Source organism: Pseudomonas frederiksbergensis (assembly GCF_001874645.1).
In the GTDB taxonomy this organism is placed as follows: domain Bacteria; phylum Pseudomonadota; class Gammaproteobacteria; order Pseudomonadales; family Pseudomonadaceae; genus Aquipseudomonas; species Aquipseudomonas frederiksbergensis_B.
The window spans coordinates 877,877-904,768 of the sequence record NZ_CP017886.1 but is presented as its reverse complement, the minus strand read 5'-3'; the positions used below and the strand labels follow the sequence as shown (position 1 = coordinate 904,768).

Genomic DNA, 26,892 nt, shown 5'->3' with positions numbered 1-26,892 from the left:
AACTACTGACATGAACCCATGTAGGAGCTGCCGCAGGTTCGGGCCGCGTTCGGACGATCTTTTGATTGTGATCTTCGCCTCTGACTTATCGGTATCCGGGTAGTCGCTAAAAGATCGCAGCCTGCGGCAGCTCCTACAAAGAGCGGAGATGTCCCACAACGCAAACGACCATAAAAAACCCGGCCATCAGGGCCGGGTCGGAAGACGTAAGGCTATGTATCAATCTTGCTTGGCAGGCTTGACCAACCGTTGTTCCAGTTCGCGGCACGCACTCTGGATCATATCTTCAGTGATCGGCACTTCGCGCCCTTGGGCGTCAATAATGGCGCACCCCAGAGACTGGTGTGGCTGGGTGCGAATCACCTGAACTTTGTCATCGCTGCTGTGTTGCAAGGACATGGCCTGTCTCCTCATCAGGTTGTGCGTTTACTGTAGAACCACCCAATGACCAAACTGTGACAACTCCCTACAGGGGACAAGGCGGCAGTACCAGTCCACCAGAAATAACCTCGGACTTCTAGCCGGACTTTAGACCGATAACATCTAGGCTCTATTGTCAGCGGTCATATTTAACCTGACTCATTGTGATTTACAGCGTTCCGGCGGATTGACCGGTGTAGGCTTGGCCGGGTTGATCTTTTCAGTTTGCGCTTTCGGATGATCCTGATGCTGTCTGCCCGTCACCGCCGCGCCATTCGTCTGGCCAGTCGTTTTGTTGCACCTTATCGTTGGCAGGCGCTCGGTGCCTTGCTGGCGCTGATCGTCACTGCCGGCATTACCTTGTCCATGGGGCAGGGCATTCGCCTGTTGGTGGACCAGGGCTTCATGACCCAGTCACCGCAGTTGCTCAACCACTCCATAGGTTTGTTCATGTTGCTGGTGTTGGGGCTTGCGATCGGCACTTTTATGCGTTTTTACCTGGTGTCGTGGATCGGTGAGCGCTGCGTGGCCGATATCCGTCAACACGTGTTCAATCACTTGATTTACCTGCACCCGGGGTTCTACGAGAACAACCGCAGCTCGGAGATCCAGTCGCGTCTGACGGCTGATACCACGCTGCTGCAATCGGTAATCGGCTCATCGCTGTCGCTGTTCCTGCGTAATCTGCTGATGGTCATCGGCGGGATCGTGTTGCTGTTTATCACCAATCCCAAGCTCACCAGCATTGTGGTGGTGGCGCTGCCGTTGGTAATCGCGCCGATTCTGATCTTCGGTCGCCGGGTGCGCCGCCTCTCGCGTTTGAGTCAGGATCGCATTGCCGACATCGGCAGCTATGTGTCGGAGTCCCTTGGCCAGATCAAAACCGTGCAGGCCTACAACCATCAGGTGCAGGACGAACAACGCTTCGCGGTCACCGTGGAAGAGGCTTTCGATACCGCACGCAAACGTATCGTCCAGCGCGCCTGGCTGATTACCCTGGTGATCATGCTGGTGCTGGGGGCCGTCGCGGTGATGCTGTGGGTCGGCGGCATGGACGTGATGGCCGGGCGCATTTCCGCGGGTGAGCTGGCGGCTTTCGTGTTCTACAGCCTGATCGTCGGCAGTGCCTTTGGCACCTTGAGCGAAGTGATTGGCGAGTTGCAGCGGGCGGCCGGTGCGGCTGAGCGAATTGCCGAGTTGCTGCGTTCGGAAAACATCATCCAGCCACCGCTCTCGGGGCAGGTGACATTGCCTGATCGAGTGCGCGGTGATTTGCTGCTCGAAGATCTGCGTTTTTTCTACCCGTCACGGCCCGAAAACTACGCTATCGATGGTTTGAGTCTGGCGATCAAGGCCGGCGAAACCCTCGCGCTGGTCGGACCTTCGGGTGCCGGCAAGTCGACGGTTTATGACCTGCTGCTGCGTTTCTACGATCCGATTGCGGGCCGCATCCTGCTCGATGGTGTGCCGCTGACCCAACTTGATCCTATGGATTTGCGCCGTTGTTTCGCGCTGGTGTCGCAAAACCCGGCGCTGTTCTTCGGCAGCATCGAAGAGAACATCCGCTATGGCAAACCCTCGGCGACCCTGGCCCAGGTCCAGGAAGCAGCAAAGATTGCCTACGCCCACGACTTCATCGAAAAAATGCCTGATGGCTATCAGACGCATCTGGGCGACGGCGGCCTCGGTCTCTCCGGTGGTCAGCGTCAGCGCCTGGCTATCGCCCGAGCGTTATTGGTAGATGCGCCGATCCTGCTGCTGGACGAAGCCACCAGCGCCCTCGATGCGCAAAGCGAATACCTGATCCAGCAAGCGTTGCCCAGCCTGATGAAAAACCGCACCACACTGGTCATCGCCCATCGCCTGGCCACGGTAAAGAACGCCGACCGAATTGCGGTAATGGACCAGGGAAAACTGGTAGCAGTGGGTACGCACCACGAGTTGATCGCCAGCAATGCGCTGTATGCGCGGCTGGCTGCATTGCAGTTTGTAGGCGCTGCCGAAGACGGCGATTTTGGCAAATTGTAGGAGCTGCCGAAGGCTGCGATCTTTGTTCTGGCGCCTCAAAGCAAGATCAAAAGATCGCAGGCTACGCCAGCTCCTACATAGCCGGCATTACCGGTTAAAAATCGTCGAAATACCGCTCATGCCAATCCACCAGCGGCTGCGGTGAGTTGAGCTTCTGGCCGTAGATCACCGAGTAAGAGAGCACGTTCTGTACGTACTGGCGGGTTTCATCGAACGGGATGCTTTCCACCCAGACATCGAAGCTCAGATGGTTGGCACCGCTTAGCCACTGGCGAACACGGGCGGGACCGGCGTTGTAGGCGGCGGTGGCGAGGACCCGGTTGCCGTTGAACTGGCTGTGGACCTGACTCAGGTAGGCAGCGCCGAGCTGGATGTTTTTGTCCGGGTCCAGCACTTGCTGCGGCGAGGCCAGGGGAATGCTGAACTTGCGCGCGGTTTCCTTGGCGGTGCCGGGCATCAACTGCATCAGGCCGCTGGCGCCGACGCCGGAGCGCGCGTCGTCCATGAAGGCACTTTCCTGACGGGTAATGGCAAATACCCAGCTCGAATGCAGGCCGCGGACCTTGGCTTCGCGTACCAGGGTTTCGCGGTGAGCCATCGGGAAGCGAATGTCCAGGTCGTCCCAGTATTGCGCCTGACTGATGGTGCGGATCGCCGGGAAATACCACTTCAGATCGTAGGCCAGTTTCGCCTGGGCAACCATTTCGTCACGACTGAAGTGGCGGCTGACGTAGTACCACTCGCGGCGCCCGTCGACGACCTGCCCGCGAGCATGCAGCTCCAGGGCCCGACGTACGCCCGGTGTATTGCGGACTTTGTTGATCAGCGCCTGACTCAATACCAGTGGTTTGTTGACCAGTGAATAAGGCGATTGCGAGCGATCAGCGGCAAGGAACCCATAGAAGTCACGCTCACGGGCGAGGCTCTTGTACAGGGTTTGCGCTTCCGGGTTCTGCGGCTGGGCCAGTTCCAGGCTGCGGGCCTGCCAGTAGCGCCAGCGGTTGGTGGTGGCCAGATCCTGCGGCAAGCGGCGGGTCAACTGATAGGCATCATCCCAGCGCGCCAGGCGCAGCAGCAAGCGCAAACGCCATTCGGACACGGTATTGTCGCGCAGCTCCGGGTCGTATTTGCTCATCACATCGAGGGCGCGGCTGTCGAAACGCCGGGCCAGGGTCAGGCCGATTTCACGCGCGATGGCGACCTTTTCGTCACGCGAGAAATGCATGCTGGTGGCATAACTGTCGAGCAGGTCCATCGCCCGGTCCGGATCCTGGCGCGCGAAGCGGCGCAGGCCAAGGCTGACAATGTCGGACATGGCTTCATCGGCGGGTGTGAAGCGCGAAGGCTGGTCGAGCATTTCAGGTCTTTGCGCGACATCAACCAATAAGCGCCCACGCGGTGCCAGGGTGGTCATGTTGTTGATCAGGCTGTTGGCCAGCGCATAGTTGCGTGCTTGGGCGGCCAGTTTGACGCGCTCCCAGCGTTTCTGTTCGGTCAGCTGACCTTCGGCGGCCCATTGCGCAAACAGCGAATCGCAGGCTTCAGGCTGGGATTTGCCGGTCAGCCAGAGCTTTTCAGCGTTGGCGTAGCCTTCGGACTTGAGGTTGTGACCGATCTGGTACTGCGCATTGAGGCAGTCCAGTTCAGTGAAATTAAGCTTGGGGTCGTAGTACTTGACGAAGGTCGACCAGTCACCCCGATCAGCCAGCCAGCGCAACCAGCGCAACTTCATCCAGTTGGCTTGCGGCAGGTCGCCGTGCTCGGCGAGGAATCTTTCGATTTCGTCGTTGCTCGCGGTTTTCAGGCGGGCGGTCAACTCGTCATAGGCCAGGTAAGGCTCCAGCGGATAATCGCTCAGCTCCTGGCTGTAGCGAAAATACGGGCCCGTATCACCCTTGGCCAGGGCGCGCTTGGCTTCATCGTAATACTGGCGTTGGGTGAACAGGTCTACCGCCTGGGCGGATTGAACGGCAGTGGCAGAAAGAAGCAAACACGATAAAAAGCTGAAAATGCGACTGCGCATGAGACATCCGGGCAGAGAAATCATGACAAGTGCCAGCAGGTGCCAGCACTGATTGTCTGTAGCTTAGCCTTTTGCCCGCAACCGGTGAAAGCTTTGCCGGCTTGTCGGCATAAGTTCGCAACAATTGTTGTGCAGAGTACTTCGACATTGAAAATGCCAGCCTTCTGACGTCGCAAGTCAGGTAGAATGCGCGCCCGGTTTTTGGAGAAGCTCATGACCCTGCTCAAATTCAGCGATGTGTCCCTTGCTTTCGGCGCTATGCCGTTGTTGGACAAGGTGTCCTGGCAGATCGCCCGTGGTGAGCGGGTGTGCATCATCGGCCGCAACGGCACTGGCAAATCCAGCATGATGAAGCTGGTCAAGGGTGACCAGAAGCCCGATGACGGCTCCGTTTGGCGCGCGCCTGGCCTCAAGATCGGCGAATTGCCGCAAGAATTGCCGGTGGCCGACGAGCGGACCGTATTCGACGTGGTTGCCGAAGGTCTGGACGGCGTGGGCGAGTTGCTCGCGCAGTACCACCACCTGAGTCAGAACTGCGTTACCGACGCCGATCTGGACAAACTGATGCACGTTCAGCATGACCTCGAAGCCCGCGATGGCTGGCGTTTGCAGCAATTGGTCGACAGCACCCTGAGTCGCCTGCAACTGCCGGCTGATAAAACCCTCGCCGAATTGTCCGGCGGCTGGCGTCGTCGCGTCCTGCTGGCGCAGGCCCTGGTTTCCGAACCGGATCTGCTGCTGCTCGACGAACCGACCAACCACCTGGACATCGGTGCGATTGCCTGGCTCGAAGAGGCCTTGAAGGATTTCCAGGGCGCCGTGCTGTTTATTACGCACGACCGTTCTTTCCTGCAAAACCTGGCAACCCGCATCCTGGAGCTGGATCGCGGCGGCCTGATCGACTGGAACGGCGACTACGCCAGCTTCCTCGTTCACAAGGAAGCTACCCTGGCGGCCGAAGAAACGGCCAACGCCTTGTTTGACAAGCGCCTGGCCCAGGAAGAAGTCTGGATCCGTCAAGGCATCAAGGCGCGCCGCACCCGTAACGAAGGCCGCGTACGTGCCCTGAAAGCCCTGCGCGTCGAGCGTAGCGAGCGTCGCGAGCGCACCGGCAAAGCCAACATTCAGCTGGATACCGCTGACAAGTCCGGCAAGCAAGTGATGGTCCTCGAGAACGTCAGCTTCGCCCACCCGGATGGCCCGTTCCTGATCAAGGATTTTTCCATGGTCCTGCAGCGCGGCGACCGTATCGGTCTGCTGGGCGCTAACGGCACCGGCAAAACCACCTTGCTGAAGCTGATGCTCAGCGGTTTGCAGCCGACCAGCGGTAAAGTCGAAGAGGGCACTCGCATCGATGTGGCCTATTTCGACCAACTGCGCCATCAACTGGATCTGGAAAAGACCGTGATCGACAACGTCGCCGAAGGTCGCGACTTTATCGATATCGACGGTCAGAGCCGTCACGTATTGAGCTACCTCGGCGACTTCCTGTTCAGTCCGCAGCGTGCCCGCACGCCGGTCAAGGCGTTGTCGGGTGGTGAGCGTGCGCGTCTGTTGCTGGCCAAGTTGTTCAGCAAGCCGGCTAACCTGCTGGTGCTCGACGAACCGACCAACGACCTCGACGTGGAAACCCTCGAACTGCTGGAAGAGGTCTTGCTGACCTTCAACGGCACCGTGCTGATGGTCAGCCACGACCGGGCATTCCTCGACAACGTGGTCACCAGCACCCTGGTCTTTGAAGGTGAAGGCAAGGTTCGTGAATACGTCGGTGGTTATCAGGACTGGCTGCGTCAGGGCGGCTCGCCGCGCCTGTTGGGCGTGACTGAGAGTAAGTCCGGCAAGGCCGACCTGAACTCTGCGGTCGTCACCGCCGCACCTGCGCCAGTGGCTGCTCAAGAAGCGCCAGCGGCCAAGAAAAAGCTCAGCTACAAGCTGCAGCGTGAGCTGGAAGCGCTGCCGGGCGATATCGATAACAAGGAACAACAGATCGCCGCTGTGCAAGCCGACATGGCTGATGCGGGTTTCTATCAGCGTCCTGCTGCCGAAACCGCCAAGGTCATCGCGCAGCTTGAGCAGTTGCAAGCGGAACTCGATGTACTTGTCGAGCGCTGGGCCGAGCTGGATGCCTGATTGATCCGTTGCTGATGTAAAAAAAGCCCGGCCTCACCGATGTGAGTGCCGGGCTTTTCGTAGGAGGTGTCAGCAGAGGTGTCAGCTTTTGATCAGGCGCACCGCCAGTACATCGCAAGGCGCACCATGCAGCACGTCATTGGCGGTGGAGCCCAGCAGCAGTGCGAGACCGTGTCGGCCATGGCTGCCGACGACGATCAGGTCGCACTCCTGTTCCTTGGCCATATGATGGATTTCCTGGCGTGGTTGGCCATAGGTCAGGTGGCTGTATTCCTTGGAGAGCTCAGGGTACTTGTTGATCAGGCGCTCAAGGCGCTCCTTGGCCTGATCGAATTGCTGTTGCTGCAACTGCGACAGGTCCATCGGCACGTCACCACCAAAGGCCATGGCCATCGGTTCGACAATGTGAACCAGGGACAATTTGGCACCGCTGCCGACCGATAACTCTCGAGCGCGGTGAATCACAGGATCGCACTCTTCGGTTAGATCTACGGCGACCAGAATATGGTGGTAGGGCATGAGGTGCTCCTCCTGAGGATTGCGATAACGGTAAGTATGGCTGGTTTCAAGCAGATTGGTCCCGACAGGGATCAATCAGCCCATCAAGAATCGGGAGTACAGATATGACGGTCTGGATAGTGGTGTCAATCCTCGCAGTGGTGCTGAGCCCGTTGGCGTGGCTGCGGCCTTCGCGTAAGCAGGGTGGGCAGATGGCGTTGCGCATGGAGGCGCGACGTATGGGGCTGGCCATGCAGCTGGCGCCGCAGGAGTGGCCACATTGGCTGGAGCCAGAGCCGCCCAGCCCGTGCGCGCAATATCATCGTCCGCGGCGGGGCAATCAGCCGGCGTGCTGGATTTACTGGCAAAGTGCGCCCGGCGTGTGGGTCAATCAATGGCGAGAAGTTTGTCAGGATGAGTCGTTGCTGATTCATTTCCGGAAGTTGCCAGCCAACGTCTACAAGATCGAGGCTGACAAGCAAATGATCACTTTGTATTGGGGGGAGCGGGGCGAGGCCAGTGTTTTAAATGAGATCGATGCAGTGCTGAAGGCATTTGCCTGAAACGCACACAGGCAAAAAAAGCCCGACATCTTCATCGGGCCGGAGTTGGCCAGGCAGGCCGGTAATTCGCTAATTCGTCACGCTATCTCAGGCGTGGCGCTGATCTTGCGCTTGGCGTTCGCCATAAGTGCTTCTATTTTTCGTTTGCCGTCCCCGACGAGCGTAGCTGTGTATTTCCAGTTGCGCCGGTAATTAGGGCGACGTTTCTAAATATTGATTCTATGAATAGCTGCACATGCATCCGCGTGTTGCAGGTCTTCGTGGTACGGATATGACCGCAAAGTCGAGTGACAACCCGCATTTTGGGCGATTGACAATTGTCGGAAATTCCGTGAAGGTGGCGTACCCAAATCAAACGGGCGTATGAATTGAGCGTTTGTATTACAGACTGCTCCTACAGAATCCCGACTATCGCGTTGGCGGGTGTGCCTGGTGGAATGGCGTAGCATCGACGGTAAACGTCCATGCTGCGCCTGAACGTCAGCGTCCGACGTGTACTGTTCAGCTTCCATATCGTGGAGATCAGTTGATGATTTACGAAGGTAAAGCCATCACGGTTAAGGCTCTTGAAAGTGGCATCGTCGAATTGAAATTCGACCTCAAGGGTGAGTCCGTCAACAAGTTCAACCGTCTAACCCTGAACGAATTGCGTCAGGCCGTAGACACCATCAAGGCAGATGCTTCGATCAAGGGTGTGATCGTCAGCAGTGGCAAGGACGTGTTTATCGTCGGCGCCGACATCACCGAATTCGTCGACAACTTCAAGCTGCCGGATGCAGAGCTGGTTGCTGGCAACCTCGAAGCCAACAAGATTTTCAGCGATTTCGAAGACCTCAACGTTCCAACCGTAGCCGTGATCAACGGCATCGCTTTGGGTGGCGGTCTGGAAATGTGCCTGGCAGCGGACTACCGCGTCATGTCCACCAAGGCCAAGATCGGTCTGCCGGAAGTCAAGCTGGGCATCTACCCAGGCTTCGGCGGTACTGTTCGCCTGCCGCGCATCATCGGTGCCGACAACGCCATCGAGTGGATTGCCGCCGGCAAGGAAAACCGTCCGGAAGACGCGCTGAAAGTCGGCGCAGTCGATGCGGTGGTTGCTCCAGAGAAGCTGCAGGAAGCAGCCCTGGAACTGATCAAGCGCGCCATTTCCGGCGAGTTCGATTACAAGGCCAAGCGTCAGCCTAAGCTGGAAAAGCTCAAGCTGAACGCTATCGAGCAGATGATGGCGTTCGAAACCGCCAAAGGTTTCGTGGCAGGTCAAGCGGGTCCGAACTACCCGGCGCCGGTCGAAGCGATCAAGACGATCCAGAAAGCCGCGAACTTCGGTCGCGACAAGGCTCTGGAAGTTGAAGCTGCCGGTTTCGTCAAACTGGCCAAGACCTCTGCTGCGCAGTGCTTGATCGGTCTGTTCCTGAACGATCAGGAACTGAAGAAAAAAGCCAAGGCCTACGACGAAATTGCCAAAGACGTGAAACAGGCAGCCGTACTCGGCGCCGGTATCATGGGGGGCGGCATCGCTTATCAGTCGGCGTCCAAAGGTACGCCGATCCTGATGAAGGACATCAACGAGCACGGTATCGAGCAGGGTCTGGCTGAAGCCGCGAAACTGCTGGTTGGCCGCGTTGATAAAGGCCGCATGACCGCAGCCAAAATGGCCGAAGTGCTCAACGGCATTCGTCCAACCCTGTCCTACGGTGACTTCGGTCACGTCGACCTGGTGGTCGAAGCGGTTGTCGAGAATCCTAAGGTCAAGCAAGCGGTATTGGCCGAAGTCGAAGACAAGGTCAAAGAGGACACCATCCTCGCGTCGAACACCTCGACCATTTCCATCAGCCTGTTGGCCAAGGCCCTCAAGCGTCCGGAAAATTTCGTCGGCATGCACTTCTTCAACCCGGTGCACATGATGCCGCTGGTTGAAGTCATTCGTGGCGAGAAGTCCAGCGAGCTGGCTGTTGCCACCACCGTTGCCTACGCCAAGAAAATGGGCAAGAACCCGATCGTCGTCAACGACTGCCCGGGCTTTCTGGTCAACCGTGTACTGTTCCCGTACTTCGGTGGTTTCGCCAAGTTGGTCAGCGCCGGTGTGGACTTCGTCCGTATCGACAAGATCATGGAGAAGTTCGGCTGGCCAATGGGCCCGGCATACCTGATGGACGTGGTCGGCATCGACACCGGTCACCACGGTCGTGACGTGATGGCTGAAGGCTTCCCGGACCGCATGAAAGACGACCGTCGTTCGGCTGTTGACGTGCTCTACGAAGCCAAGCGCCTGGGCCAGAAGAACGGCAAGGGCTTCTACGCCTATGAGACCGACAAGCGCGGCAAGCAGAAGAAAGTAGCCGATCCATCGGTACTCGAAGTGCTCAAGCCAATCGTCTTCGAACAGCGTGAAGTGACCGACGAAGACATCATCAACTGGATGATGATCCCGCTGTGCCTGGAAACCGTGCGTTGCCTGGAAGACGGCATCGTCGAAACCGCTGCCGAAGCCGACATGGGCCTGGTCTACGGTATTGGTTTCCCTCCATTCCGTGGCGGTGCACTGCGCTACATCGACTCGATCGGTGTTGCAGAGTTCGTTGCCCTGGCTGACCAGTACGCTGATTTGGGCGCGCTGTACCACCCGACCGCGAAGCTGCGCGAGATGGCCAAAAACGGCCAGAGCTTCTTCGGTTAAGCGCCTCCAGGGAGAAATGAAAACGTCGCGAGCGAAGGCAAGACAAGGCAAAAACAGGCGAGGACGCGGAGTTTACAAGTTGTAAATGAGCAGTCCGAGCCTGTTTTTAACGCAGTATTGCCAAGCGCAGCAGTTTTCAGTCTCCCTGACCTACTAGAGCGAGAGTGATATTTATGAGCTTGAATCCTAGAGACGTCGTGATTGTCGACTTCGGTCGTACTCCGATGGGCCGCTCCAAGGGCGGCATGCACCGCAACACCCGCGCCGAAGACATGTCGGCGCACCTGATCAGTAAATTGCTGGAACGCAACGTCAAGGTTGACCCGAGCGAAGTCGAAGACGTGATCTGGGGCTGTGTGAACCAGACCCTGGAGCAGGGCTGGAACATTGCCCGCATGGCGTCCTTGATGACTCAGATCCCGCACACCGCTGCCGGCCAGACCGTCAGCCGTCTGTGTGGCTCGTCGATGAGTGCATTGCACACCGCAGCCCAAGCGATCATGACCGGTAATGGTGACGTGTTCGTGGTTGGCGGCGTCGAGCATATGGGTCACGTCAGCATGATGCACGGTGTCGATCCGAACCCGCACATGTCGCTGTACGCGGCGAAAGCCTCGGGCATGATGGGTTTGACCGCAGAAATGCTCGGCAAGATGCACGGCATTACCCGTGAGCAGCAGGATGCCTTCGGCGTGCGCTCCCACCAGCTCGCCCATAAAGCGACGGTGGAAGGCAAGTTCAAGGACGAAATCATCCCGATGCAGGGTTACGACGAGAACGGTTTCCTGAAACTGTTCGACTACGACGAAACCATCCGTCCGGAAACCACCCTGGAGAGCCTGGCGGCGTTGAAGCCAGCGTTCAATCCAAAGGGCGGCACCGTGACAGCCGGTACTTCGTCGCAGATCACCGATGGTGCTTCGTGCATGATTGTGATGTCGGCGCAGCGTGCACAGGACCTGGGTATCCAGCCGATGGCGGTGATCCGTTCGATGGCAGTGGCAGGTGTGGACCCGGCGATCATGGGCTATGGTCCAGTACCGGCGACACAGAAAGCACTGAAGCGTGCAGGTCTGGGTATTGCCGATATCGACTTCTTCGAACTCAACGAAGCTTTCGCTGCACAGGCCCTGCCGGTGCTGAAAGATTTGAAAGTGCTCGACAAGATGAACGAGAAGGTTAACCTGCACGGTGGCGCGATCGCCCTGGGCCACCCATTCGGTTGCTCCGGTGCACGTATCTCCGGCACGCTGCTCAATGTAATGAAGCAGAATGGCGGCACCTTCGGTGTATCGACCATGTGCATTGGCCTCGGCCAGGGCATTGCCACCGTCTTCGAACGCGTTTAAGCGATTCGTCGACGGAAGCCGGGGCCCAGTGCCCCGGTTTTTGTTTTTCTGAAGATTTTTTTTGTTTTTTATTTCAAGTGATTTGAGTGAGGGCCAAACCATGCCGATACAACCTGGGCTCTACCAGCATTACAAAGGTCCGCAGTACCGGGTATTCAGTGTTGCGCGGCACTCCGAGACCGAAGAAGAAGTGGTCTTCTACCAAGCCCTGTATGGCGATTACGGCTTTTGGGTACGTCCCTTGAGCATGTTCCTGGAGTCGGTCGAAGTTGACGGCGAACAGGTCCCACGCTTTGCTTTGGTGCAGGCCGAGCTGAGCCTTTTTTCAAGGCCATAAGCCGAGTGCGCGCAGAACCCTGCGCTTGACCTCACCTTGTTGCCACTATATATAGCGGTGCCGCGTCAGGCGCCAACCGCCTTTCACTTCTAGAATTCAGGAATTTTCTGATCCATGGGCAAATCGCTGGTCATTGTGGAATCCCCGGCTAAGGCCAAGACCATCAACAAGTATCTGGGTAACCAATACGTGGTGAAGTCGAGTATCGGCCATATCCGAGACCTGCCCACCAGCGGTTCGGCTAGCGCCAGCAAAGAGCCTGCTGCCAAGCGTGGCAAGGCTGCTGTTGGTGAAGCACCGGTGCTGTCGCCTAAAGAAAAGGCGCGTAAGCAACTGGTCTCGCGCATGGGTGTCGATCCCGATCATGGCTGGAAAGCCAAGTACGAGATCCTCCCGGGCAAGGAAAAGGTCATCGAAGAGCTGCGCCGGCTCGCCAAGGATGCTGACACCATCTATCTCGCAACCGACTTGGATCGCGAGGGGGAAGCCATTGCCTGGCACCTGCGCGAAGCCATCGGTGGTGACGACAGCCGCTACAAGCGCGTGGTGTTCAACGAAATCACCAAGAAGGCGATTCAGGAAGCCTTCTCCCAGCCAGGCGAGCTGGACATCGATCGGGTCAACGCTCAGCAGGCGCGTCGTTTTCTCGACCGAGTGGTGGGTTACATGGTTTCGCCGCTACTGTGGGCCAAGATCGCTCGCGGTCTGTCTGCCGGTCGTGTGCAATCGGTAGCCGTCAAGCTGGTGGTGGAGCGTGAGCGCGAGATTCGTGCGTTCAACCCGGAAGAGTACTGGGACGTTCACGCTGACCTTGGCACTGCCAAGGGCGCCAATGTGCGTTTTGAAGTGGCCCGTGAAAACGGCGAAGCCTTCAAGCCGCTCAACGAGGCCCAGGCCATGGCTGCGCTGGAGAAGCTCAAGGCTTCCAGCTACACCATCGCCAAGCGCGAAGACAAACCGACCAGCAGCAAAGCGTCGGCCCCCTTCATCACTTCCACGCTGCAACAGGCTGCCAGTAACCGCCTGGGCTTCGGCGTAAAGAAAACCATGATGATGGCCCAGCGTTTGTATGAAGCCGGTTACATCACCTATATGCGTACCGACTCGACCAATCTTTCGGCTGATGCCGTGGCGATGGCGCGTACTTACATTGACGGCGAGTTCGGCGGCAAATACCTGCCGGAAACACCGAACGTCTACAGTAGCAAGGAAGGTGCGCAAGAGGCTCACGAAGCGATTCGTCCTTCTGACGTGAATACCGATCCAAGCAAGCTGTCGGGTATGGAGCGTGACGCTGAGCGTCTCTACGAGCTGATCTGGCGCCAATTCGTCGCTTGCCAGATGCTGCCGGCAAAATACCTGTCGACCACCGTCAGCGTCGCAGCTGCCGGCTTCGAGCTGCGTGCCAAGGGCCGCATCCTGAAGTTCGACGGTTACACCCGCGTCATGCCGCAAATGGCCAAGCCTGGTGACGACGATGTGCTGCCGGACATGGCGCAGGGCGATGTGCTGAAGCTGATCAAGCTCGACCCGAGCCAGCACTTCACCAAGCCGCCGGCACGTTACTCGGAAGCCAGCCTGGTTAAAGAAATGGAAAAGCGCGGTATCGGTCGCCCTTCGACCTACGCGGCGATCATTTCGACCATCCAGGACCGCGGCTACGTCGCACTGCACAACCGTCGTTTCTACTCGGAAAAGATGGGCGACATCGTCACCGAGCGTCTGTCCGAAAGCTTCTCGAACCTGATGGACTACGGCTTCACCGCCGGCATGGAAGAGAACCTCGATGACGTCGCCCAGGGCGAACGTGACTGGAAAAACGTGCTCGACGAGTTCTACGGCGACTTCAAGAAGAAACTCGAAGTGGCCGAGAACGCAGAAAACGGCATGCGTGCCAACCAGCCGGTCATGACCGACATCCCGTGCCTGACGTGTGGTCGTCCGATGCAGATTCGCACCGCATCGACCGGCGTGTTCCTCGGTTGCTCGGGCTACAGCCTGCCGCCAAAAGAACGCTGCAAAGCTACCGTCAACCTGGTGCCGGGCGATGAAATCGCTGCGGACGATGAGGGTGAGTCGGAGTCTTTGGTGCTGCGTGGCAAGCATCGTTGCCCGATCTGCAGTACCGCGATGGACGCTTACTTGCTGGATGAGAAGCGCAAACTGCACATCTGCGGCAACAACCCTGATTGCGCAGGCTACGAGATCGAAGAAGGCAGCTATCGCATCAAGGGCTACGAAGGTCCGAGCCTGGAGTGCGACAAATGCGGCAGCGAAATGCAGCTGAAGACGGGTCGTTTCGGCAAGTTCTTCGGGTGCACCAACGCGACCTGCAAGAACACCCGCAAACTGCTGAAGAGCGGTGACGCGGCGCCGCCGAAGATGGATCCGGTGAAGATGCCAGAGCTCAAGTGCGAGAAGGTCAACGACACCTACATTCTGCGTGACGGTGCTTCTGGCCTGTTCCTGGCGGCGAGCCAGTTCCCGAAAAACCGCGAGACCCGTGCTCCGCTGGTGATCGAGATCGTGCCGCACAAGGATGAGATCGATCCGAAGTACCACTTCCTCTGCGAAGCACCAAAAAAGGACCCGGATGGTCTCCCAGCGGTGATCCGCTACAGCCGCAAGACCAAGGAGCAGTATGTGCAGACCGAGGTCGAAGGCAAGCCTACCGGTTGGAAGGCGTTCTACGACGGTGGCAAGTGGGTGGTTGAAGACAAGCGCGTAGCCAAGTAAACGGGCAATGCGATGCAAAAGGCCGCATGCGAACCCTCGGGTTTTCATGCGGCCTTTGTTTTTGGCTTGCACTGGGCTTGTCTGATCCATGACACTGTCAGGCCTGCATCACGCGTCTTATTTCGTTGTGGAGACTGCCGTCATGGCCTTTGAGCTCTATACCCGTACCAATCAGAAAATTTACTTCGCCGGTCTGTCGCTTGAGGCGTTGGCCCGAGCGGAGGAGGGGCGGGCGATGAACTCCCTGGCGTTGATCCAGGCAGGGCGTGAGTCAGCGTTGTTTCATTTATACGGCGCGCTGCTGGGTTTGTGCCATGAGATTGCCGGTTTCTACCGTTTGCCTCAGGCCAATGCGCCGAGAGCAGAATTGCTGCTGACCCGTGAAGTACTTGAAGCCATCGCTATTCCAGAGATGGCGGAGATGGTCGAGTTGGCGAACAATCCTGAAACCTGGCTGGCAAAGCTTCTGGCTGCCCATGCCGCGCTGTTTCAGCCACCACGCGTGCCGCACAAACCCAAAGGCGATGTGACGCGGCCGTTGATCATGGCGGTTAACCTGGACGAAGAAGAGACGCCTCAAGCGTTGAGTCGAGAAGAGCTGGAAAGCTGGCGCCAGAACCTCAAAGACTTGGCGATTCGGTTTCGCGAAGGGTTGAATGAGTGCTGAATCTCTGTACTGAACGCTGAGCGTTCAGCGATGGTCATGAATCAGGGATGATCTTCAGTATTGGTTTCGGTGACGTGCAGCCGGTCAAGATCCCGAGCGAAGCTGTGCTGATGACTATATAATCCCCGCCTTTCGTGGAGAACAGACCTTTATGCCAACGTCCTTTCTAGAAATTGTCGAGCTGCCAGACGGTCGTATTGAGCTGCGCAGAGCTGAGGATGAGGGTTCTCTGGTGACTTTGAACTTCTCTGAAGACGCCAAAGCGTTCCTGCAGGGCCAGCACGTTGAAGTCGCCAAGGCGATGTTGAGCGTGGGTGTGCAGATGGCTGGGCGCTTGGTTGAAGGCGAATTCGACAAAGAAGAAGGGCCGCGGATTCTTCATTGATTCCGTTCGACGTCTTTTCGTAAGGCATCATTTCACATCAGCGTTACAGATTGGCTTCTCTGTTCTGGAGAAGCCCTGCGCTTTTCAAGTGTACAGTGCGTATCACTTAACCCAGCCGAATATTCAGACTTTGAGCATCCCCGGTACGGGCGGCGCTGATCAGCTGTTGGCGCACGCTGGAGCTCAACGGGTTCAGCCAACTCACAACGGTGTGGCTGCGGCCCAGGCGCAAGGCTTCGCAAGCAAGTTGCTGGGCGCTTTGTGTTCCCCGTGGTTGCAGCAGCAGAATGCGTTCGCGGTTCAGGCCGGCATCTCGCAGCCAGGCTTGAGTCAGGCTGGCAGGCGGAGCGATCAGCGTCAGCCAGCGAGCGTCCTTGTCCTGGCTCAACTCTCTGAGGATGGGGGCTAGAAGGTTCAGGCAGTTCCCAGCCGCACCACGCAATGACAGCTCACTGAACGCTTCGGGTTCGGCGCTCCAGGGCGACTCAACCACGTCTTTGAGAATCGGCGCCAGCGGCTGAGCCATGAACGCTTCGAACAGCGGAAGTTGTGTGTGCTGTGGTGTGTGAGGGAACTGCATAACGCCTCCTTTAGCGGCGAATGACGCCGACACTCAAGCCTTCGATCACCAGGTCCTGATCTTTCAGGTTCACTTCGATCGGGGCAAACTCGGGGTTTTCGGCAATCAACCAGACCTTGCTGCCGTCGCGCTTGAAGCGCTTGACGGTCACTTCGTCACCGATCCGCGCAACTACGATCTGGCCGTTACGGGCCTCACGCGTGGTGTGCACGGCGAGTAGGTCGCCGTCGAAAATCCCCACGTCCTTCATGCTCATGCCGTGAACGCGCAACAAATAGTCGGCGCGTGGATGGAAGAAGGAAGGATTGATGTTGCAGGACTCTTCGATGTGCTGTTGGGCGAGAATCGGAGCGCCAGCAGCAACCCGGCCAATGATGGGCAGGGTAGACTCGTCGGCCTTGGCTTCGAAGCCCGGGATGCGAATGCCGCGTGAGGCGCCGGGCGTCATTTCGATTGCACCCTTGCGCGCCAGTGCCTTGAGGTGTTCTTCAGCAGCATTGGGCGACTTGAAGCCAAGCTCCAGGGCGATTTCCGCGCGGGTCGGCGGATAGCCGTTGTCTTCGAGGCAACGTTTGATAAAAGCCAGAATCTCAGCTTGGCGTGGCGTCAGTTTTAGCATGTCGATCGCTCTGTCTTTTTATACAGTGACTGGGATTATATACAGTGAAGTGGTCTTGGCAATCCTCCTTTTTTATCCGGCCGCTGGACGGTCGGTTTACAGGTCGTCAGCTTGCTGCCTGTAGGACTGGCTACAGCCCCCGACTTATATGGTTAAATAGCTGACCGACCGTTCGCAAAACGAACTGGCAGACTTGACAAGGCCCAGGCTGAAACGTATGTTTCAAACAAGTGTTTGTCAGGCGGAGTAGCCATGGCCCAGTCGGAAACCGTTGAACGCATTCTTGATGCTGCCGAGCAGTTGTTCGCGGAAAAAGGTTTTGCCGAAACTTCATTGCGGCTGATCACCAGCAAGGCTGGGGTCAATCTTGCGGCGGTGAATTATCATTTCGGCTCAAAGAAGGCCTTGATTCAAGCCGTCTTCTCGCGTTTTCTCGGGCCTTTCTGCATCAGCCTCGATCGTGAGCTGGAGCGCCGTCAGGCCAAGCCGGACAATAAGCCGAGCCTCGAAGAGCTGCTGGAGATCCTCGTTGAACAAGCCCTTGTGGTGCAGCCACGCAGCGGCAATGATTTGTCTATCTTCATGCGCCTGTTGGGGTTGGCATTCAGCCAGAGCCAGGGGCACTTGCGTCGTTACCTGGAAGACATGTACGGCAAGGTGTTCCGTCGTTACATGATGCTGGTCAATGAAGCCGCACCGCGTATTCCACCTATCGAACTGTTCTGGCGCGTGCACTTCATGCTCGGCGCAGCGGCGTTCAGCATGTCAGGGATCAAAGCCTTGCGTGCCATTGCCGAGACCGATTTCGGGGTGAACACCTCGATCGAGCAGGTGATGCGTTTGATGGTGCCGTTCCTGGCCGCTGGAATGCGCGCAGAAACCGGCGTCACCGACGATGCCATGGCGTCGGCCCAGTTGCGTCCTCGGAGCAAATCGGCACCCGTGGCCGCCAAGGTTTAACCGCGCACGGGTGGGCGCGGCAGCTTACATCCGCTAAGCTAGCCGCCCATGCCGACTCTCGTTTCAGACCCGCTCCATTTCTCCCTTGCCGACCACGTTCCGCCGGGCATCTCCCTTGGCGGCGAAGTCGTGTGTCTGCGCCGAGCCGGGCTCTTCAAAGATGCGCCGCGCGCGCTTTTCGTTATCAAGGAATTTTTATGACTGCTGGCCTGCAAGGCTCGTTGATGGTGGACGTCGCCGGTACCTGGCTGACGGCCGAAGATCGCCAACTGTTGCGTCAGCCCGAAGTGGGTGGCCTGATCATTTTTGCACGCAATATCGAACATCCGCGTCAGGTCCGTGAGTTGAGTGCGTCGATTCGTGCGGTGCGGCCAGACTTGCTGTTGGCAGTGGACCAGGAGGGCGGTCGGGTGCAGCGTCTGCGTCAGGGCTTCGTGCGTCTGCCAGCCATGCGCGCGATTGCTGACAACCCGAACGCCGAATACCTGGCCGAGCAGTGTGGCTGGATCATGGCGACCGAAGTGCTGGCCGTCGGCCTCGACCTGAGCTTCGCCCCGGTGCTGGACCTCGACTACCAGCGCAGTGCCGTGGTCGGTACCCGTTCGTTCGAAGGTGATCCAGAGCGCGCGGCCTTGCTGGCAGGGGCGTTCATTCGCGGCATGAACAGCGCCGGCATGGCGGCTACCGGCAAGCACTTCCCTGGTCACGGCTGGGCGGAGGCGGATTCGCACGTTGCGATTCCGAATGACGAGCGCAGTCTTGAGGAAATCCGCGCCAAGGACCTCGTGCCGTTCGCGCGCTTGAGCAAACAACTGGCGGCCGTGATGCCTGCTCACGTGATCTATCCGCACGTTGACTCGCAGCCGGCCGGCTTCTCGCGCCGCTGGTTGCAGGACATCCTGCGCGGCGAGTTGCAGTTTGACGGGGTGATCTTCAGCGATGATCTGTCGATGGCCGGCGCCCATGTGGTGGGTGACGCGGCCAGTCGAATCGAGGCAGCACTGTCTGCCGGTTGCGATATGGGCCTGGTCTGTAATGATCGCGCGGCTGCCGAGCTGGCCCTGAGTGCGGCTCAGCGTTTGAAGGTCAAGCCGTCTGCACGTATCGCAAAGATGCGAAGCCAGTCGTTCGCCAGTACCGATTACCGGCAGGATCCGCGCTGGCTTACCGCCCTTGGCGCGCTCAAAGATGCCCAACTGATTGATTAAGGACTTTTTGCAATGACGGTTTACGCGATTATCGGTGGCACCGGTCTGACCCAGCTCGAAGGTTTGAGCATTCGCCAGTCATTGGCTCTGGACACGCCGTACGGTGCGCCGTCGGCCGAGATCCAAGTCGGTGAGTACGCCGGGCGTGAAGTGCTGTTTCTCGCTCGTCACGGCCATCCGCACCGTTTTCCGCCGCATCAGGTGAATTACCGGGCCAACCTGTGGGCGCTGAAGCAGGCGGGCGCGGAGGCCATTCTGGCGGTCAACGCGGTCGGTGGGATTCATGCCGCCATGGGCACAGGACATTTCTGTGTGCCACATCAGTTGATCGATTACACCAGCGGTCGCCAGCATACCTATTTTGCCGATGATCTGGAGCAGGTCACCCACATCGATTTCAGCTATCCCTACAGCGAACCATTGCGTGAGCAGTTGATTGCCGCGTTGGCAGCTGAAGGCTGCGCTTACAGCAGCCACGGTGTGTATGCCTGCACGCAGGGGCCGCGTCTGGAAACCGTTGCCGAGATCGCCCGTCTGGAACGTGACGGTTGCGATATCGTCGGCATGACCGGTATGCCGGAAGCCGCATTGGCCCGTGAGCTGGAACTGGATTACGCCTGCCTGGCGCTGGTGGTGAATCCGGCAGCGGGCAAATCGACGGCGGTGATTACCATGGCCGAGATCGAACAGGCGCTGCATGACGGGATGGGCAAGGTGAAGTCGACATTGGCGCGGGTGTTGGCAGCGAATATCTGATTTTGTAGGAGCTGGCGAAGGCTCGGGCCGCGTTCGGACGATCTTTTGATCTTCAGCGCTCGCAAGAGCGCTAAAAGATCGCAGCCTGCGGCAGCTCCTACATTGGACCGCGTTCCGGTTTATAGGCTTAGCGTTTGCCTTGTTTGTCCGGTAGCGGCGCAAACAACGCTTCAATATCGTCGCTCTGCAGCTTCCAGTCCCCGGTCGTGCGCCCATCCAGTACGCCGGCCGCCAGGTCGGATTTTTCCTTCTGCAAATGCTGGATTTTCTCTTCGACGGTCCCGCGAGCAATCATCTTGTAGACGAACACCGGCTTCTCTTGGCCGATCCGGTAAGCGCGGTCGGTGGCCTGGTTTTCTGTCGCCGGGTTCCACCACGGGTCGTAGTGAATCACCGTGTCGGCTTCCGTCAGGTTAAGGCCAACGCCGCCCGCTTTCAGGCTGATCAGAAAGATCTGGCGCTTTCCGCTCTGGAAGTCTTTCACGGGAGTGCGTCGATCGCGGGTTTGCCCGGTCAATAGTGCGTAAGCAATACCGCGTTTATTCAGCTCATCTTCGATCAGGGACAGCATCGAGGTGAACTGTGAAAATAGCAGGATTTTGCGGCCTTCTTCGAACAGTTCCTCAAGCATGTCCATCAGGCTGTCGAGCTTGCCCGAGGTGCTGCCGCGAGTGGGCAGGGCGGCCTCATTGACCAGGCGCAGATCGCAGCACACCTGACGTAGCTTGAGCAGCGCCTCAAGAATGATGATCTGGCTACGCGCCACGCCTTTGCGGGTGATTTCGTCGCGGACTTTCTTGTCCATGGCCAGGCGCATGGTTTCATAAACGTCACGCTGCGCTTCGTTAAGCTCGACCCAGTGGACAATCTCGGTTTTTGGCGGCAACTCAGTGGCGACCTGTTCCTTGGTTCGGCGCAACAGAAACGGTTTGATCCGACCGTTCAGGTGTTGCAGTCGTACGTCGCTGGCACGTTTTTCGATTGGCACGCGGTAATCACGATTGAAGCTTTTCACGTCGCCCAGCCAACCGGGCAGCAGGAAGTGAAACAGCGACCACAGCTCACCCAAGTGATTTTCCAGCGGTGTGCCGCTCAGGCACAGGCGCTGCCGGGCATTGAGCATTCGCGCTGCATGAGCGGCCTTGCTGTTGGGGTTCTTGATGTATTGCGCTTCGTCGAGCACCAGCATGTGCAATGGTTGCGCCGCCAGGCGTTCGACATCCTTGGGCAGCAGCGCGTAGGTGGTGAGAATCAGGTCGTACTCGGCCAAATGCTCAAAGTGTTTTTTACGTCCGGCGCCATACAGCGCCAGTACTTTGAGCTGCGGGGCAAAGTGCGCCGCTTCGTCGAGCCAGTTGGGAATCAGGCTGGTGGGCATGACCACTATGCTCGGCCGGTCGAGGCGTCCGGCGTTTTTCTCGGTCAGCACATGCGCCAGGGTCTGTAGGGTTTTGCCTAGACCCATGTCGTCCGCAAGAATGCCGCCGACTTCCAGTTGCCGCAGCGACTGCATCCAGCTCAAGCCTTCAAGCTGATAAGGCCGTAATGTGGCGTTCAGCCCTTCGGGCGCCTCGGCTGCGTAGTCCTTGATGTCACGCAGGCGCTGGGCGAAGGTGCGGATGTGCTCGCCACCTTCCCAGAGCAGGGGCATATCTTCCAGCGGATTCAGGCGGGTGGCGTCGGCGCTGCTCAGGCGCAACCTGGTTTCGCCGGGCTCTTGCAGGTAAAACTCGCCAAGGGTCGCCAGCACCGGTTTCAAACGACCGAACGGCAGCGCGACCTGCAACGGGCCGTATTCGGAGTTCGGACGGTGCGGGATGCTCACCAGAATCAACTCGTCGTCGCGGCGCTTGGCCAGGCGTTCCGGATTGAGGATTTCGGTATGCGAGCGCATCAGGTTCAGCAGGATTGGCAGCAGACTGAGGCGCTCGCCATTGACGATAATCCCCAGTTCCAGATCAAACCAGTCGCGTTCCGGCGCCTCTTCGACCGTGGCGTACCAGTCATCGACCGCCGTCAGGTCAAAGCCGAAGTCTTCGTCAATTTGCAGCTCCCAGCCTTGGGTGCGCAACGTGGGCAGCTCATTGAGGGTGAAGGTCAGCCAGGCGCTGTCGTTGACCATCTCATAGAGTTCGCCGGCGCTTTCCGGCAAGGCTTTGCTTTGCCTCGTCGCGACCTTGAATCCAAGGATTCGCAACTGTTCCCGGTAGGCCTTTTCGACGTCCGGCTGGCGTTTGATCCGCAGCGTTTGCTGTTCCTGTCGGATCAGGATGTCGGTATTTTTCTGCCCGCTGACGTATTCATCCAAATAGCTGAAGGACAGCGCGGCACGGTGCTGGATGTAGCGCTGCATTTTGCCGTTGCGCGGTTCAAAGGCGCTGAACTCGATGCTTGCCAACCACAGGCGCGGCACCGGTTGTACGTTATCCACCCACTGTTGCGGCAAAGGCGCGGGCGTGCGGTTTTCGAGGACGGCCTGAAGCTTTTCCAGCAGCTCGGCGTCTTTGGCTGCGGCTGGGTACTCAAGGGTTTCCTGGACTTTGAGCAGCACCGCAGCGCAATGCTTGCAGTTCACGCGTACCGGGCAGCTGCACGTTGCATCAACCAATAACAGCGTGCCTTTGGCGGATTCGCGCAGCGTAATGGTCTGACGGTAAACATTGCCGCCAGAGCCTTCGCAACTGGCGGTGACGGTGCTGTCGCCGGCCTCGACGATCCTGGCGCGATTTTCCAGTGCGTAGCGGCGGCCACGCTCCAGGCTTTGTTCCTTGAATCGGCTGACCCAGGAAGGGGCCAGGGGTTTGCTCAGGCTCGGGGGCATAGGGACTTCGATCAGTCCGGGAGAACGTCGGGTACTGGTGGACGCGCAGTTGCAGTGAGCGAGGTGATCTTGATCATCAGAGCCAGGTGGCCGTTGTCGAGGTAGTTGAGCTGACCGTTCTTGGTGTGGCTCTCCTGCTTCAGTCGTTCGCTGGCAGTGACCCGGCCATTGGCGTCGAACTGGTTGACCCAGAAGTTCGCGTCGACGTCGGTGAAGCGGCCGAGTTTCAGGTTCAGCGTGCCTTCGATCGGGAACTGGCCGTACTGCTCCCGGCCGTCGCTGATCGAGACTTTGCTCTCGACGTCACCGAGGCTCTGTTGCCAGGCCTTGTGCAACAGCACTGTGTAATCGCTGCTGGCGCGCAGTTTTTCAGCCTCGGCGTTGAGGCTTGGTGTGCGCAGGCTGTCGGCGGTCACTGGCTGTGCGCCAGCGGCCCAGTCTTCCGGCGCGGAGCGGCTGACAATGGCCGGTACGGCGTTCTGGCGGACCAGGATCATTTCAACCTGATACAAGCTGTCGGCAAACGCCGTCGGGGCGACGAGGGTCAACAACAGGGTCAACAACAGGGTCAATGAGCGAAACAGGCGCATGTGGCGTCCTTCAAGCAGTTTTTGGAGTAAGGCGCTCAAACAGCGCCTCCACTGTATTAAAGCGCTCTTCCGGGCGCTCCATCGGCACCATGAATTTGAACATCGTGGCGCCTTCGAATTTGTAGCGGTTGGGTTGGCCCTGGATCAGCTTGATCAGCACCAGCGGATCGACCGGCGTTTGCGCGTCGAACTCGATACGACCGCCTTGCGGACCGCCATCGACTTTCTTGATCCCCAGTTGCTCGGCCTGCAGTTTCAGCAAGGTCATGCGCACCAGGTTCTTGGTCGGTTCGGGCAGCAGGCCGAAGCGATCGATCATCTCCACTTGCAGGTCTTTGAGACCCTCCTCGTCGGTCGCCGAAGCGATGCGTTTGTAGAGGATCAGTCGTGCGTGGACGTCCGGCAGGTAGTCTTCCGGGATCAGCGCCGGCAAGCGCAGGTTGATTTCCGGGCCGCCACCCAGCGGTTGATCGAGGTTTGGCTGCTCGCCCTTGCGGATGGATTTCACCGCGCGTTCGAGCATTTCCATGTACAGGGTGAAGCCGACAGCCTGGATCTGCCCGCTCTGACCATCGCCCAGCAGTTCGCCGGCGCCACGGATTTCCAGATCGTTGGTGGCAAGCACGAAGCCTGCGCCGAGATCCTGAGTATTGGCGATCGCTTCCAGACGTTTTTCCGCGTCTGGCGTGATCTGTTGGCGCGGTGGTGTCAGCAGGTAGGCGTAAGCCTGGTGGTGACTGCGACCGACGCGGCCACGCAGTTGGTGCAACTGCGCCAGACCGAACTTGTCGGCACGCTCGATGATGATGGTATTGGCGCTTGGCACGTCAATGCCGGTCTCGATGATGGTCGAGGCGATCAGCACGTTGAAGCGCTTGTGGTAGAAGTCGCTCATCACTTGTTCGAGTTCGCGCTCGCGCATCTGCCCGTGACCGATACCGATCCGTGCTTCCGGCACCAGTTCAGCCAGGTCGGCGGCGCATTTCTCGATGGTTTTCACGTCATTGTGCAGGTAATAAACCTGGCCGCCACGCAGCAATTCACGGAGCAGGGCCTCTTTGACCGTGCTCTTGTTCTGTTCCATGACGAAGGTGCGTACCGACAAGCGTCGCGCTGGAGGTGTGGCGATGATCGACAGATCGCGCATGCCTGACACCGCCATGTTCAGCGTGCGCGGAATCGGCGTGGCGGTCAGGGTCAGGATGTCGACTTCGCTGCGCAGAGCCTTGAGCTGTTCCTTCTGACGAACACCAAAACGGTGTTCTTCGTCGATGATCACCAGCCCGAGGTTTTTGATCTTCACGTCGTCTTGCAGCAGCTTGTGTGTGCCGATGACGATGTCGATCTTGCCTTCGGCGAGATCGGCGACGGCGGCATTCACTTCCTTGGTCGACTTGAAGCGACTCATCACTTCCACGGTCACTGGCCAGTCGGCGAAGCGGTCGCGGAAGCTGTTGTAGTGCTGTTGGGCGAGCAGGGTGGTCGGCACCAGAATCGCGACCTGACGTCCGCCGTGCACGGCAATGAATGCCGCGCGCATCGCCACTTCGGTCTTGCCGAAGCCGACGTCACCGCAGACCAGTCGATCCATCGGTTTCGGTGCGAGCATGTCTTCGCGCACTGCTTCGATGGTGGTTTGCTGGTCGGGAGTTTCTTCGAACGGGAAACCGGCGCTGAAGGTCGCGTAATCAGCTTTCGGGTCGGCGAAGGCATAACCTTCGCGGGCTGCACGACGAGCATAGATGTCGAGCAACTCGGCGGCGACATCGCGGACCTGTTCGGCAGCCTTGCGTTTGGCTTTCTGCCAGGTCTCGGAGCCGAGGCGGTGCAGCGGCGCCAGTGCGTCATCGCTGCCGGTGTAGCGGGCGATCAAATGCAGGTTGGCCACAGGCACATAAAGCTTGGCACCCTCGGCGTATTCGAGGGTCAGGAACTCGGCGGCCTGGTTGTCGATTTCCAGGGTCGCGAGGCCCAAATAACGGCCAACGCCATGATCGATATGCACCACCGGCGCGGCTTCGCGCAGTTCGGTGAGGTTTTTGATCACTGCATCGTTATTGGCATCGGCACGCTTCTCGCGGCGGCGGCGCTGCATCACTCGCTGACCAAACAGCGGACTTTCGGCGATCAGTGCCAGGGCCGGATCGTCCAGCAGCAGACCTTCATCCAGCGGTGCGATGGTGATCGCCAGGCGTTCTTTACTGGCGACGAAATCCGGCCAGCTGTCGACGGTTTTCGGCCGCAGCTTCAGGCGTTCGAGCAGTTCCAGCAGCACTTCGCGGCGACCGGCCGACTCGGCGGTAAACAGCACGCGACCGGAAAACGCATCGAGGAAGTTCGACAGCGCTTGCAGCGGTTGGTTGGCCTTGGCTTCGATGGCGAGGTTCGGCAGCGGCGTGGCCGGAAAGCGCTCGCGGCCGACACCGGTTTCGACGTCTTGCTGGCTGGCAACCACCCGTGGCCAACTCTTGAGGCGCGCGAAGCAGTCTTCCACCGGCAGGAACAGTTCGGCTGGCGGCAACAACGGCCGGGATGGATCAATACGGCGCTCTTCGTAGCGGTTGCGCACATCGTTCCAGAAGTTTTCCGCCGCCTGTTCGATACCAGGCAGGGAAAACACCTGGGTGTCCTGCGGCAGGTAGTCGAACAGCGTGGAGGTTTCGTCAAAGAACAGCGGTAAGTAGTACTCGATACCGGCCGGTGTAATCCCGCTGCTCAGGTCCTGAAAGATCGGGCAGCGCCGGAAATCGACATCGAAGCGCTCACGGAAGCGTGCCTTGAAGCGGGTCACGGCTTCCTTTTGCAGTGGGAACTCTTTGGCTGGCAGCAGCCGAACCGATTCGACCTTATCGATGGAGCGCTGGTTTTCCGGGTCGAAGGTACGCAGGGTCTCGATTTCGTCATCGAACAGGTCGATGCGGTAGGGCAGTTTGCTGCCCATCGGGAACAGGTCGATCAGCGCGCCGCGCACCGCAAACTCGCCGTGCTCATACACCGTGTCGACACAGCGATAGCCGGTGGCCTCCAACCGCGTGCGCATTTGCTCGACGTCGAGCTTCTGGCCGATGTCCAGTACCAGGCTGCTGCCGAGCAGGAATTTGGTCGGTGCCAGGCGATGTAGGGCGGTGGTGATCGGCACTACCAAAACGCCATGGCTCAACTCGGGCAGGCGATACAGGCTGGCGATGCGCTGGGATATAATGTCCTGATGCGGCGAAAACAGGTCGTAAGGCAGGGTTTCCCAGTCCGGGAAATGCAGCACCGGCAAATCGGGGGCGAAGAAACTCAGCTCCTGTTCCAGCCGTTCGGCACTTTGGCTGTCGGCGGTCAGTAGCAGGGTAAAGCGCTTGGCAGCGCTGGCGGCCTCGGCGATGGCCAGGCTCAGGGCGGCACCGGGCAGGTTGCCCCAATGCTGTTTACCTGCCGCGGCAGGGAGAAGCGGTAGACGCAGAACGGGCACGGAAGGTTGAGCTCCAGCGTTGCGACAAAGTCGGTAATTGTAGCGGGCGAAGGTGCCGGCTGTCAGTTGCAGACTACCGCCGACG

Annotated in this window: 20 protein-coding genes; 12 read left to right on the top strand and 8 right to left on the bottom strand. The window is 58.8% G+C overall.

The window, feature by feature from the left end; genetic code table 11:
- Window positions 1–219: 219 nt before the first annotated feature.
- Entirely contained in the window at window positions 220–399 is a 180-nt protein-coding gene (locus tag BLL42_RS04525; protein ID WP_071550967.1) for a PA1571 family protein, read from the bottom strand.
- Window positions 400–657: 258 nt separating this feature from the next.
- Between BLL42_RS04525 and BLL42_RS04520 the strand changes: the two genes are divergently transcribed.
- Window positions 658–2,448, top strand: a complete 1,791-nt coding sequence (locus BLL42_RS04520) for an ABC transporter transmembrane domain-containing protein (protein ID WP_167368530.1) — start codon at window positions 658–660, stop codon at window positions 2,446–2,448.
- 94 nt (window positions 2,449–2,542) lie between these two features.
- On the opposite strand, the gene BLL42_RS04515 is transcribed toward BLL42_RS04520, so the two are convergent.
- Window positions 2,543–4,471 carry a transglycosylase SLT domain-containing protein gene (locus BLL42_RS04515; RefSeq protein WP_071550966.1) on the bottom strand — a complete coding sequence of 643 codons (1,929 nt, stop codon included), beginning with the start codon at window positions 4,469–4,471 and terminating at the stop codon, window positions 2,543–2,545.
- Between the two features lie 213 nt (window positions 4,472–4,684).
- On the opposite strand from BLL42_RS04515, the gene BLL42_RS04510 reads away from it, so the two are divergent.
- Entirely contained in the window at window positions 4,685–6,601 is a 1,917-nt protein-coding gene (locus BLL42_RS04510) for an ATP-binding cassette domain-containing protein (protein WP_071550965.1), read from the top strand.
- Between the two features lie 81 nt (window positions 6,602–6,682).
- Here the strand turns inward: BLL42_RS04510 and BLL42_RS04505 are convergent, their stop codons facing one another.
- Window positions 6,683–7,120 carry a universal stress protein gene (locus BLL42_RS04505; RefSeq protein ID WP_071550964.1) on the bottom strand — a complete coding sequence of 146 codons (438 nt, stop codon included), beginning with the start codon at window positions 7,118–7,120 and terminating at the stop codon, window positions 6,683–6,685.
- Between the two features lie 104 nt (window positions 7,121–7,224).
- Between BLL42_RS04505 and BLL42_RS04500 the strand changes: the two genes are divergently transcribed.
- The 7 genes from BLL42_RS04500 (at window position 7,225) to BLL42_RS04470 (ending at window position 15,813) form a co-directional block, all read left to right on the top strand.
- A complete protein-coding gene (locus tag BLL42_RS04500) occupies window positions 7,225–7,662 on the top strand; it encodes a hypothetical protein (protein WP_071550963.1) in 438 nt (145 codons plus the stop codon).
- 529 nt (window positions 7,663–8,191) lie between these two features.
- Complete coding sequence (fadB, locus tag BLL42_RS04495) at window positions 8,192–10,339, top strand: fatty acid oxidation complex subunit alpha FadB (protein ID WP_071550962.1); 2,148 nt, start codon at window positions 8,192–8,194, stop codon at window positions 10,337–10,339.
- A 173-nt stretch (window positions 10,340–10,512) separates the two neighbouring features.
- Window positions 10,513–11,688: an acetyl-CoA C-acyltransferase FadA gene (fadA, locus tag BLL42_RS04490; RefSeq protein ID WP_019692749.1), complete on the top strand. Its 1,176-nt coding sequence runs from the start codon at window positions 10,513–10,515 to the stop codon at window positions 11,686–11,688.
- Between the two features lie 100 nt (window positions 11,689–11,788).
- A complete protein-coding gene (locus BLL42_RS04485) occupies window positions 11,789–12,025 on the top strand; it encodes a DUF1653 domain-containing protein (protein ID WP_071550961.1) in 237 nt (78 codons plus the stop codon).
- Window positions 12,026–12,139: 114 nt separating this feature from the next.
- Window positions 12,140–14,761 (top strand): type I DNA topoisomerase, encoded by a 2,622-nt coding sequence (gene topA / locus BLL42_RS04480; protein WP_071550960.1) that lies wholly within the window; start codon window positions 12,140–12,142, stop codon window positions 14,759–14,761.
- 142 nt (window positions 14,762–14,903) lie between these two features.
- Complete coding sequence (locus tag BLL42_RS04475; protein WP_071550959.1) at window positions 14,904–15,428, top strand: DUF6586 family protein; 525 nt, start codon at window positions 14,904–14,906, stop codon at window positions 15,426–15,428.
- 151 nt (window positions 15,429–15,579) lie between these two features.
- Window positions 15,580–15,813 (top strand): hypothetical protein, encoded by a 234-nt coding sequence (locus BLL42_RS04470; protein ID WP_019692745.1) that lies wholly within the window; start codon window positions 15,580–15,582, stop codon window positions 15,811–15,813.
- A gap of 106 nt (window positions 15,814–15,919) precedes the next feature.
- On the opposite strand, the gene sulA is transcribed toward BLL42_RS04470, so the two are convergent.
- Both sulA and lexA read right to left on the bottom strand, forming a co-directional pair.
- Window positions 15,920–16,393 carry an SOS-induced cell division inhibitor SulA gene (sulA, locus tag BLL42_RS04465; RefSeq protein ID WP_071550958.1) on the bottom strand — a complete coding sequence of 158 codons (474 nt, stop codon included), beginning with the start codon at window positions 16,391–16,393 and terminating at the stop codon, window positions 15,920–15,922.
- A 10-nt stretch (window positions 16,394–16,403) separates the two neighbouring features.
- On the bottom strand, window positions 16,404–17,012 hold the full coding sequence (lexA, locus tag BLL42_RS04460) for a transcriptional repressor LexA (RefSeq protein ID WP_019692743.1): 609 nt from the start codon (window positions 17,010–17,012) through the stop codon (window positions 16,404–16,406).
- A gap of 252 nt (window positions 17,013–17,264) precedes the next feature.
- Between lexA and BLL42_RS04455 the strand changes: the two genes are divergently transcribed.
- The 3 genes from BLL42_RS04455 to BLL42_RS04445 all read left to right on the top strand — a co-directional run bounded on the left by BLL42_RS04455 (window position 17,265) and on the right by BLL42_RS04445 (window position 19,936).
- Window positions 17,265–17,972, top strand: coding sequence for a TetR/AcrR family transcriptional regulator (locus tag BLL42_RS04455; RefSeq protein ID WP_071550957.1), 708 nt, complete (start codon window positions 17,265–17,267; stop codon window positions 17,970–17,972).
- A gap of 197 nt (window positions 17,973–18,169) precedes the next feature.
- The gene (gene nagZ, locus BLL42_RS04450; protein WP_071550956.1) at window positions 18,170–19,180 is read left to right on the top strand and encodes a beta-N-acetylhexosaminidase; all 1,011 of its coding nucleotides are present in this window, start codon (window positions 18,170–18,172) and stop codon (window positions 19,178–19,180) included.
- A gap of 12 nt (window positions 19,181–19,192) precedes the next feature.
- Window positions 19,193–19,936, top strand: coding sequence for an S-methyl-5'-thioinosine phosphorylase (locus BLL42_RS04445; protein WP_071550955.1), 744 nt, complete (start codon window positions 19,193–19,195; stop codon window positions 19,934–19,936).
- Window positions 19,937–20,063: 127 nt separating this feature from the next.
- Here the strand turns inward: BLL42_RS04445 and BLL42_RS04440 are convergent, their stop codons facing one another.
- From BLL42_RS04440 to mfd, 3 genes are read right to left on the bottom strand one after another with little or no spacing between them, the layout of a single operon-like run.
- Window positions 20,064–22,757 carry a DEAD/DEAH box helicase gene (locus BLL42_RS04440; RefSeq protein WP_071550954.1) on the bottom strand — a complete coding sequence of 898 codons (2,694 nt, stop codon included), beginning with the start codon at window positions 22,755–22,757 and terminating at the stop codon, window positions 20,064–20,066.
- A gap of 11 nt (window positions 22,758–22,768) precedes the next feature.
- Window positions 22,769–23,347: a CsiV family protein gene (locus BLL42_RS04435; RefSeq protein WP_071550953.1), complete on the bottom strand. Its 579-nt coding sequence runs from the start codon at window positions 23,345–23,347 to the stop codon at window positions 22,769–22,771.
- Window positions 23,348–23,357: 10 nt separating this feature from the next.
- On the bottom strand, window positions 23,358–26,807 hold the full coding sequence (gene mfd, locus BLL42_RS04430; RefSeq protein ID WP_071555699.1) for a transcription-repair coupling factor: 3,450 nt from the start codon (window positions 26,805–26,807) through the stop codon (window positions 23,358–23,360).
- Between the last annotated feature and the right edge of the window lie 85 nt (window positions 26,808–26,892).

Bases quoted from the DNA above. Each gene is read 5' to 3' on its own strand.
- BLL42_RS04525 (WP_071550967.1), bottom strand. From the start codon at position 399: ATGTCCTTGCAACACAGCAGCGATGACAAAGTTCAGGTGATTCGCACC.
- BLL42_RS04520 (WP_167368530.1), top strand. From the start codon at position 658: ATGATCCTGATGCTGTCTGCCCGTCACCGCCGCGCCATTCGTCTGGCC.
- BLL42_RS04515 (WP_071550966.1), bottom strand. From the start codon at position 4,471: ATGCGCAGTCGCATTTTCAGCTTTTTATCGTGTTTGCTTCTTTCTGCC.
- BLL42_RS04510 (WP_071550965.1), top strand. From the start codon at position 4,685: ATGACCCTGCTCAAATTCAGCGATGTGTCCCTTGCTTTCGGCGCTATG.
- BLL42_RS04505 (WP_071550964.1), bottom strand. From the start codon at position 7,120: ATGCCCTACCACCATATTCTGGTCGCCGTAGATCTAACCGAAGAGTGC.
- BLL42_RS04500 (WP_071550963.1), top strand. From the start codon at position 7,225: ATGACGGTCTGGATAGTGGTGTCAATCCTCGCAGTGGTGCTGAGCCCG.
- fadB (WP_071550962.1), top strand. From the start codon at position 8,192: ATGATTTACGAAGGTAAAGCCATCACGGTTAAGGCTCTTGAAAGTGGC.
- fadA (WP_019692749.1), top strand. From the start codon at position 10,513: ATGAGCTTGAATCCTAGAGACGTCGTGATTGTCGACTTCGGTCGTACT.
- BLL42_RS04485 (WP_071550961.1), top strand. From the start codon at position 11,789: ATGCCGATACAACCTGGGCTCTACCAGCATTACAAAGGTCCGCAGTAC.
- topA (WP_071550960.1), top strand. From the start codon at position 12,140: ATGGGCAAATCGCTGGTCATTGTGGAATCCCCGGCTAAGGCCAAGACC.
- BLL42_RS04475 (WP_071550959.1), top strand. From the start codon at position 14,904: ATGGCCTTTGAGCTCTATACCCGTACCAATCAGAAAATTTACTTCGCC.
- BLL42_RS04470 (WP_019692745.1), top strand. From the start codon at position 15,580: ATGCCAACGTCCTTTCTAGAAATTGTCGAGCTGCCAGACGGTCGTATT.
- sulA (WP_071550958.1), bottom strand. From the start codon at position 16,393: ATGCAGTTCCCTCACACACCACAGCACACACAACTTCCGCTGTTCGAA.
- lexA (WP_019692743.1), bottom strand. From the start codon at position 17,012: ATGCTAAAACTGACGCCACGCCAAGCTGAGATTCTGGCTTTTATCAAA.
- BLL42_RS04455 (WP_071550957.1), top strand. From the start codon at position 17,265: ATGGCCCAGTCGGAAACCGTTGAACGCATTCTTGATGCTGCCGAGCAG.
- nagZ (WP_071550956.1), top strand. From the start codon at position 18,170: ATGACTGCTGGCCTGCAAGGCTCGTTGATGGTGGACGTCGCCGGTACC.
- BLL42_RS04445 (WP_071550955.1), top strand. From the start codon at position 19,193: ATGACGGTTTACGCGATTATCGGTGGCACCGGTCTGACCCAGCTCGAA.
- BLL42_RS04440 (WP_071550954.1), bottom strand. From the start codon at position 22,757: ATGCCCCCGAGCCTGAGCAAACCCCTGGCCCCTTCCTGGGTCAGCCGA.
- BLL42_RS04435 (WP_071550953.1), bottom strand. From the start codon at position 23,347: ATGCGCCTGTTTCGCTCATTGACCCTGTTGTTGACCCTGTTGTTGACC.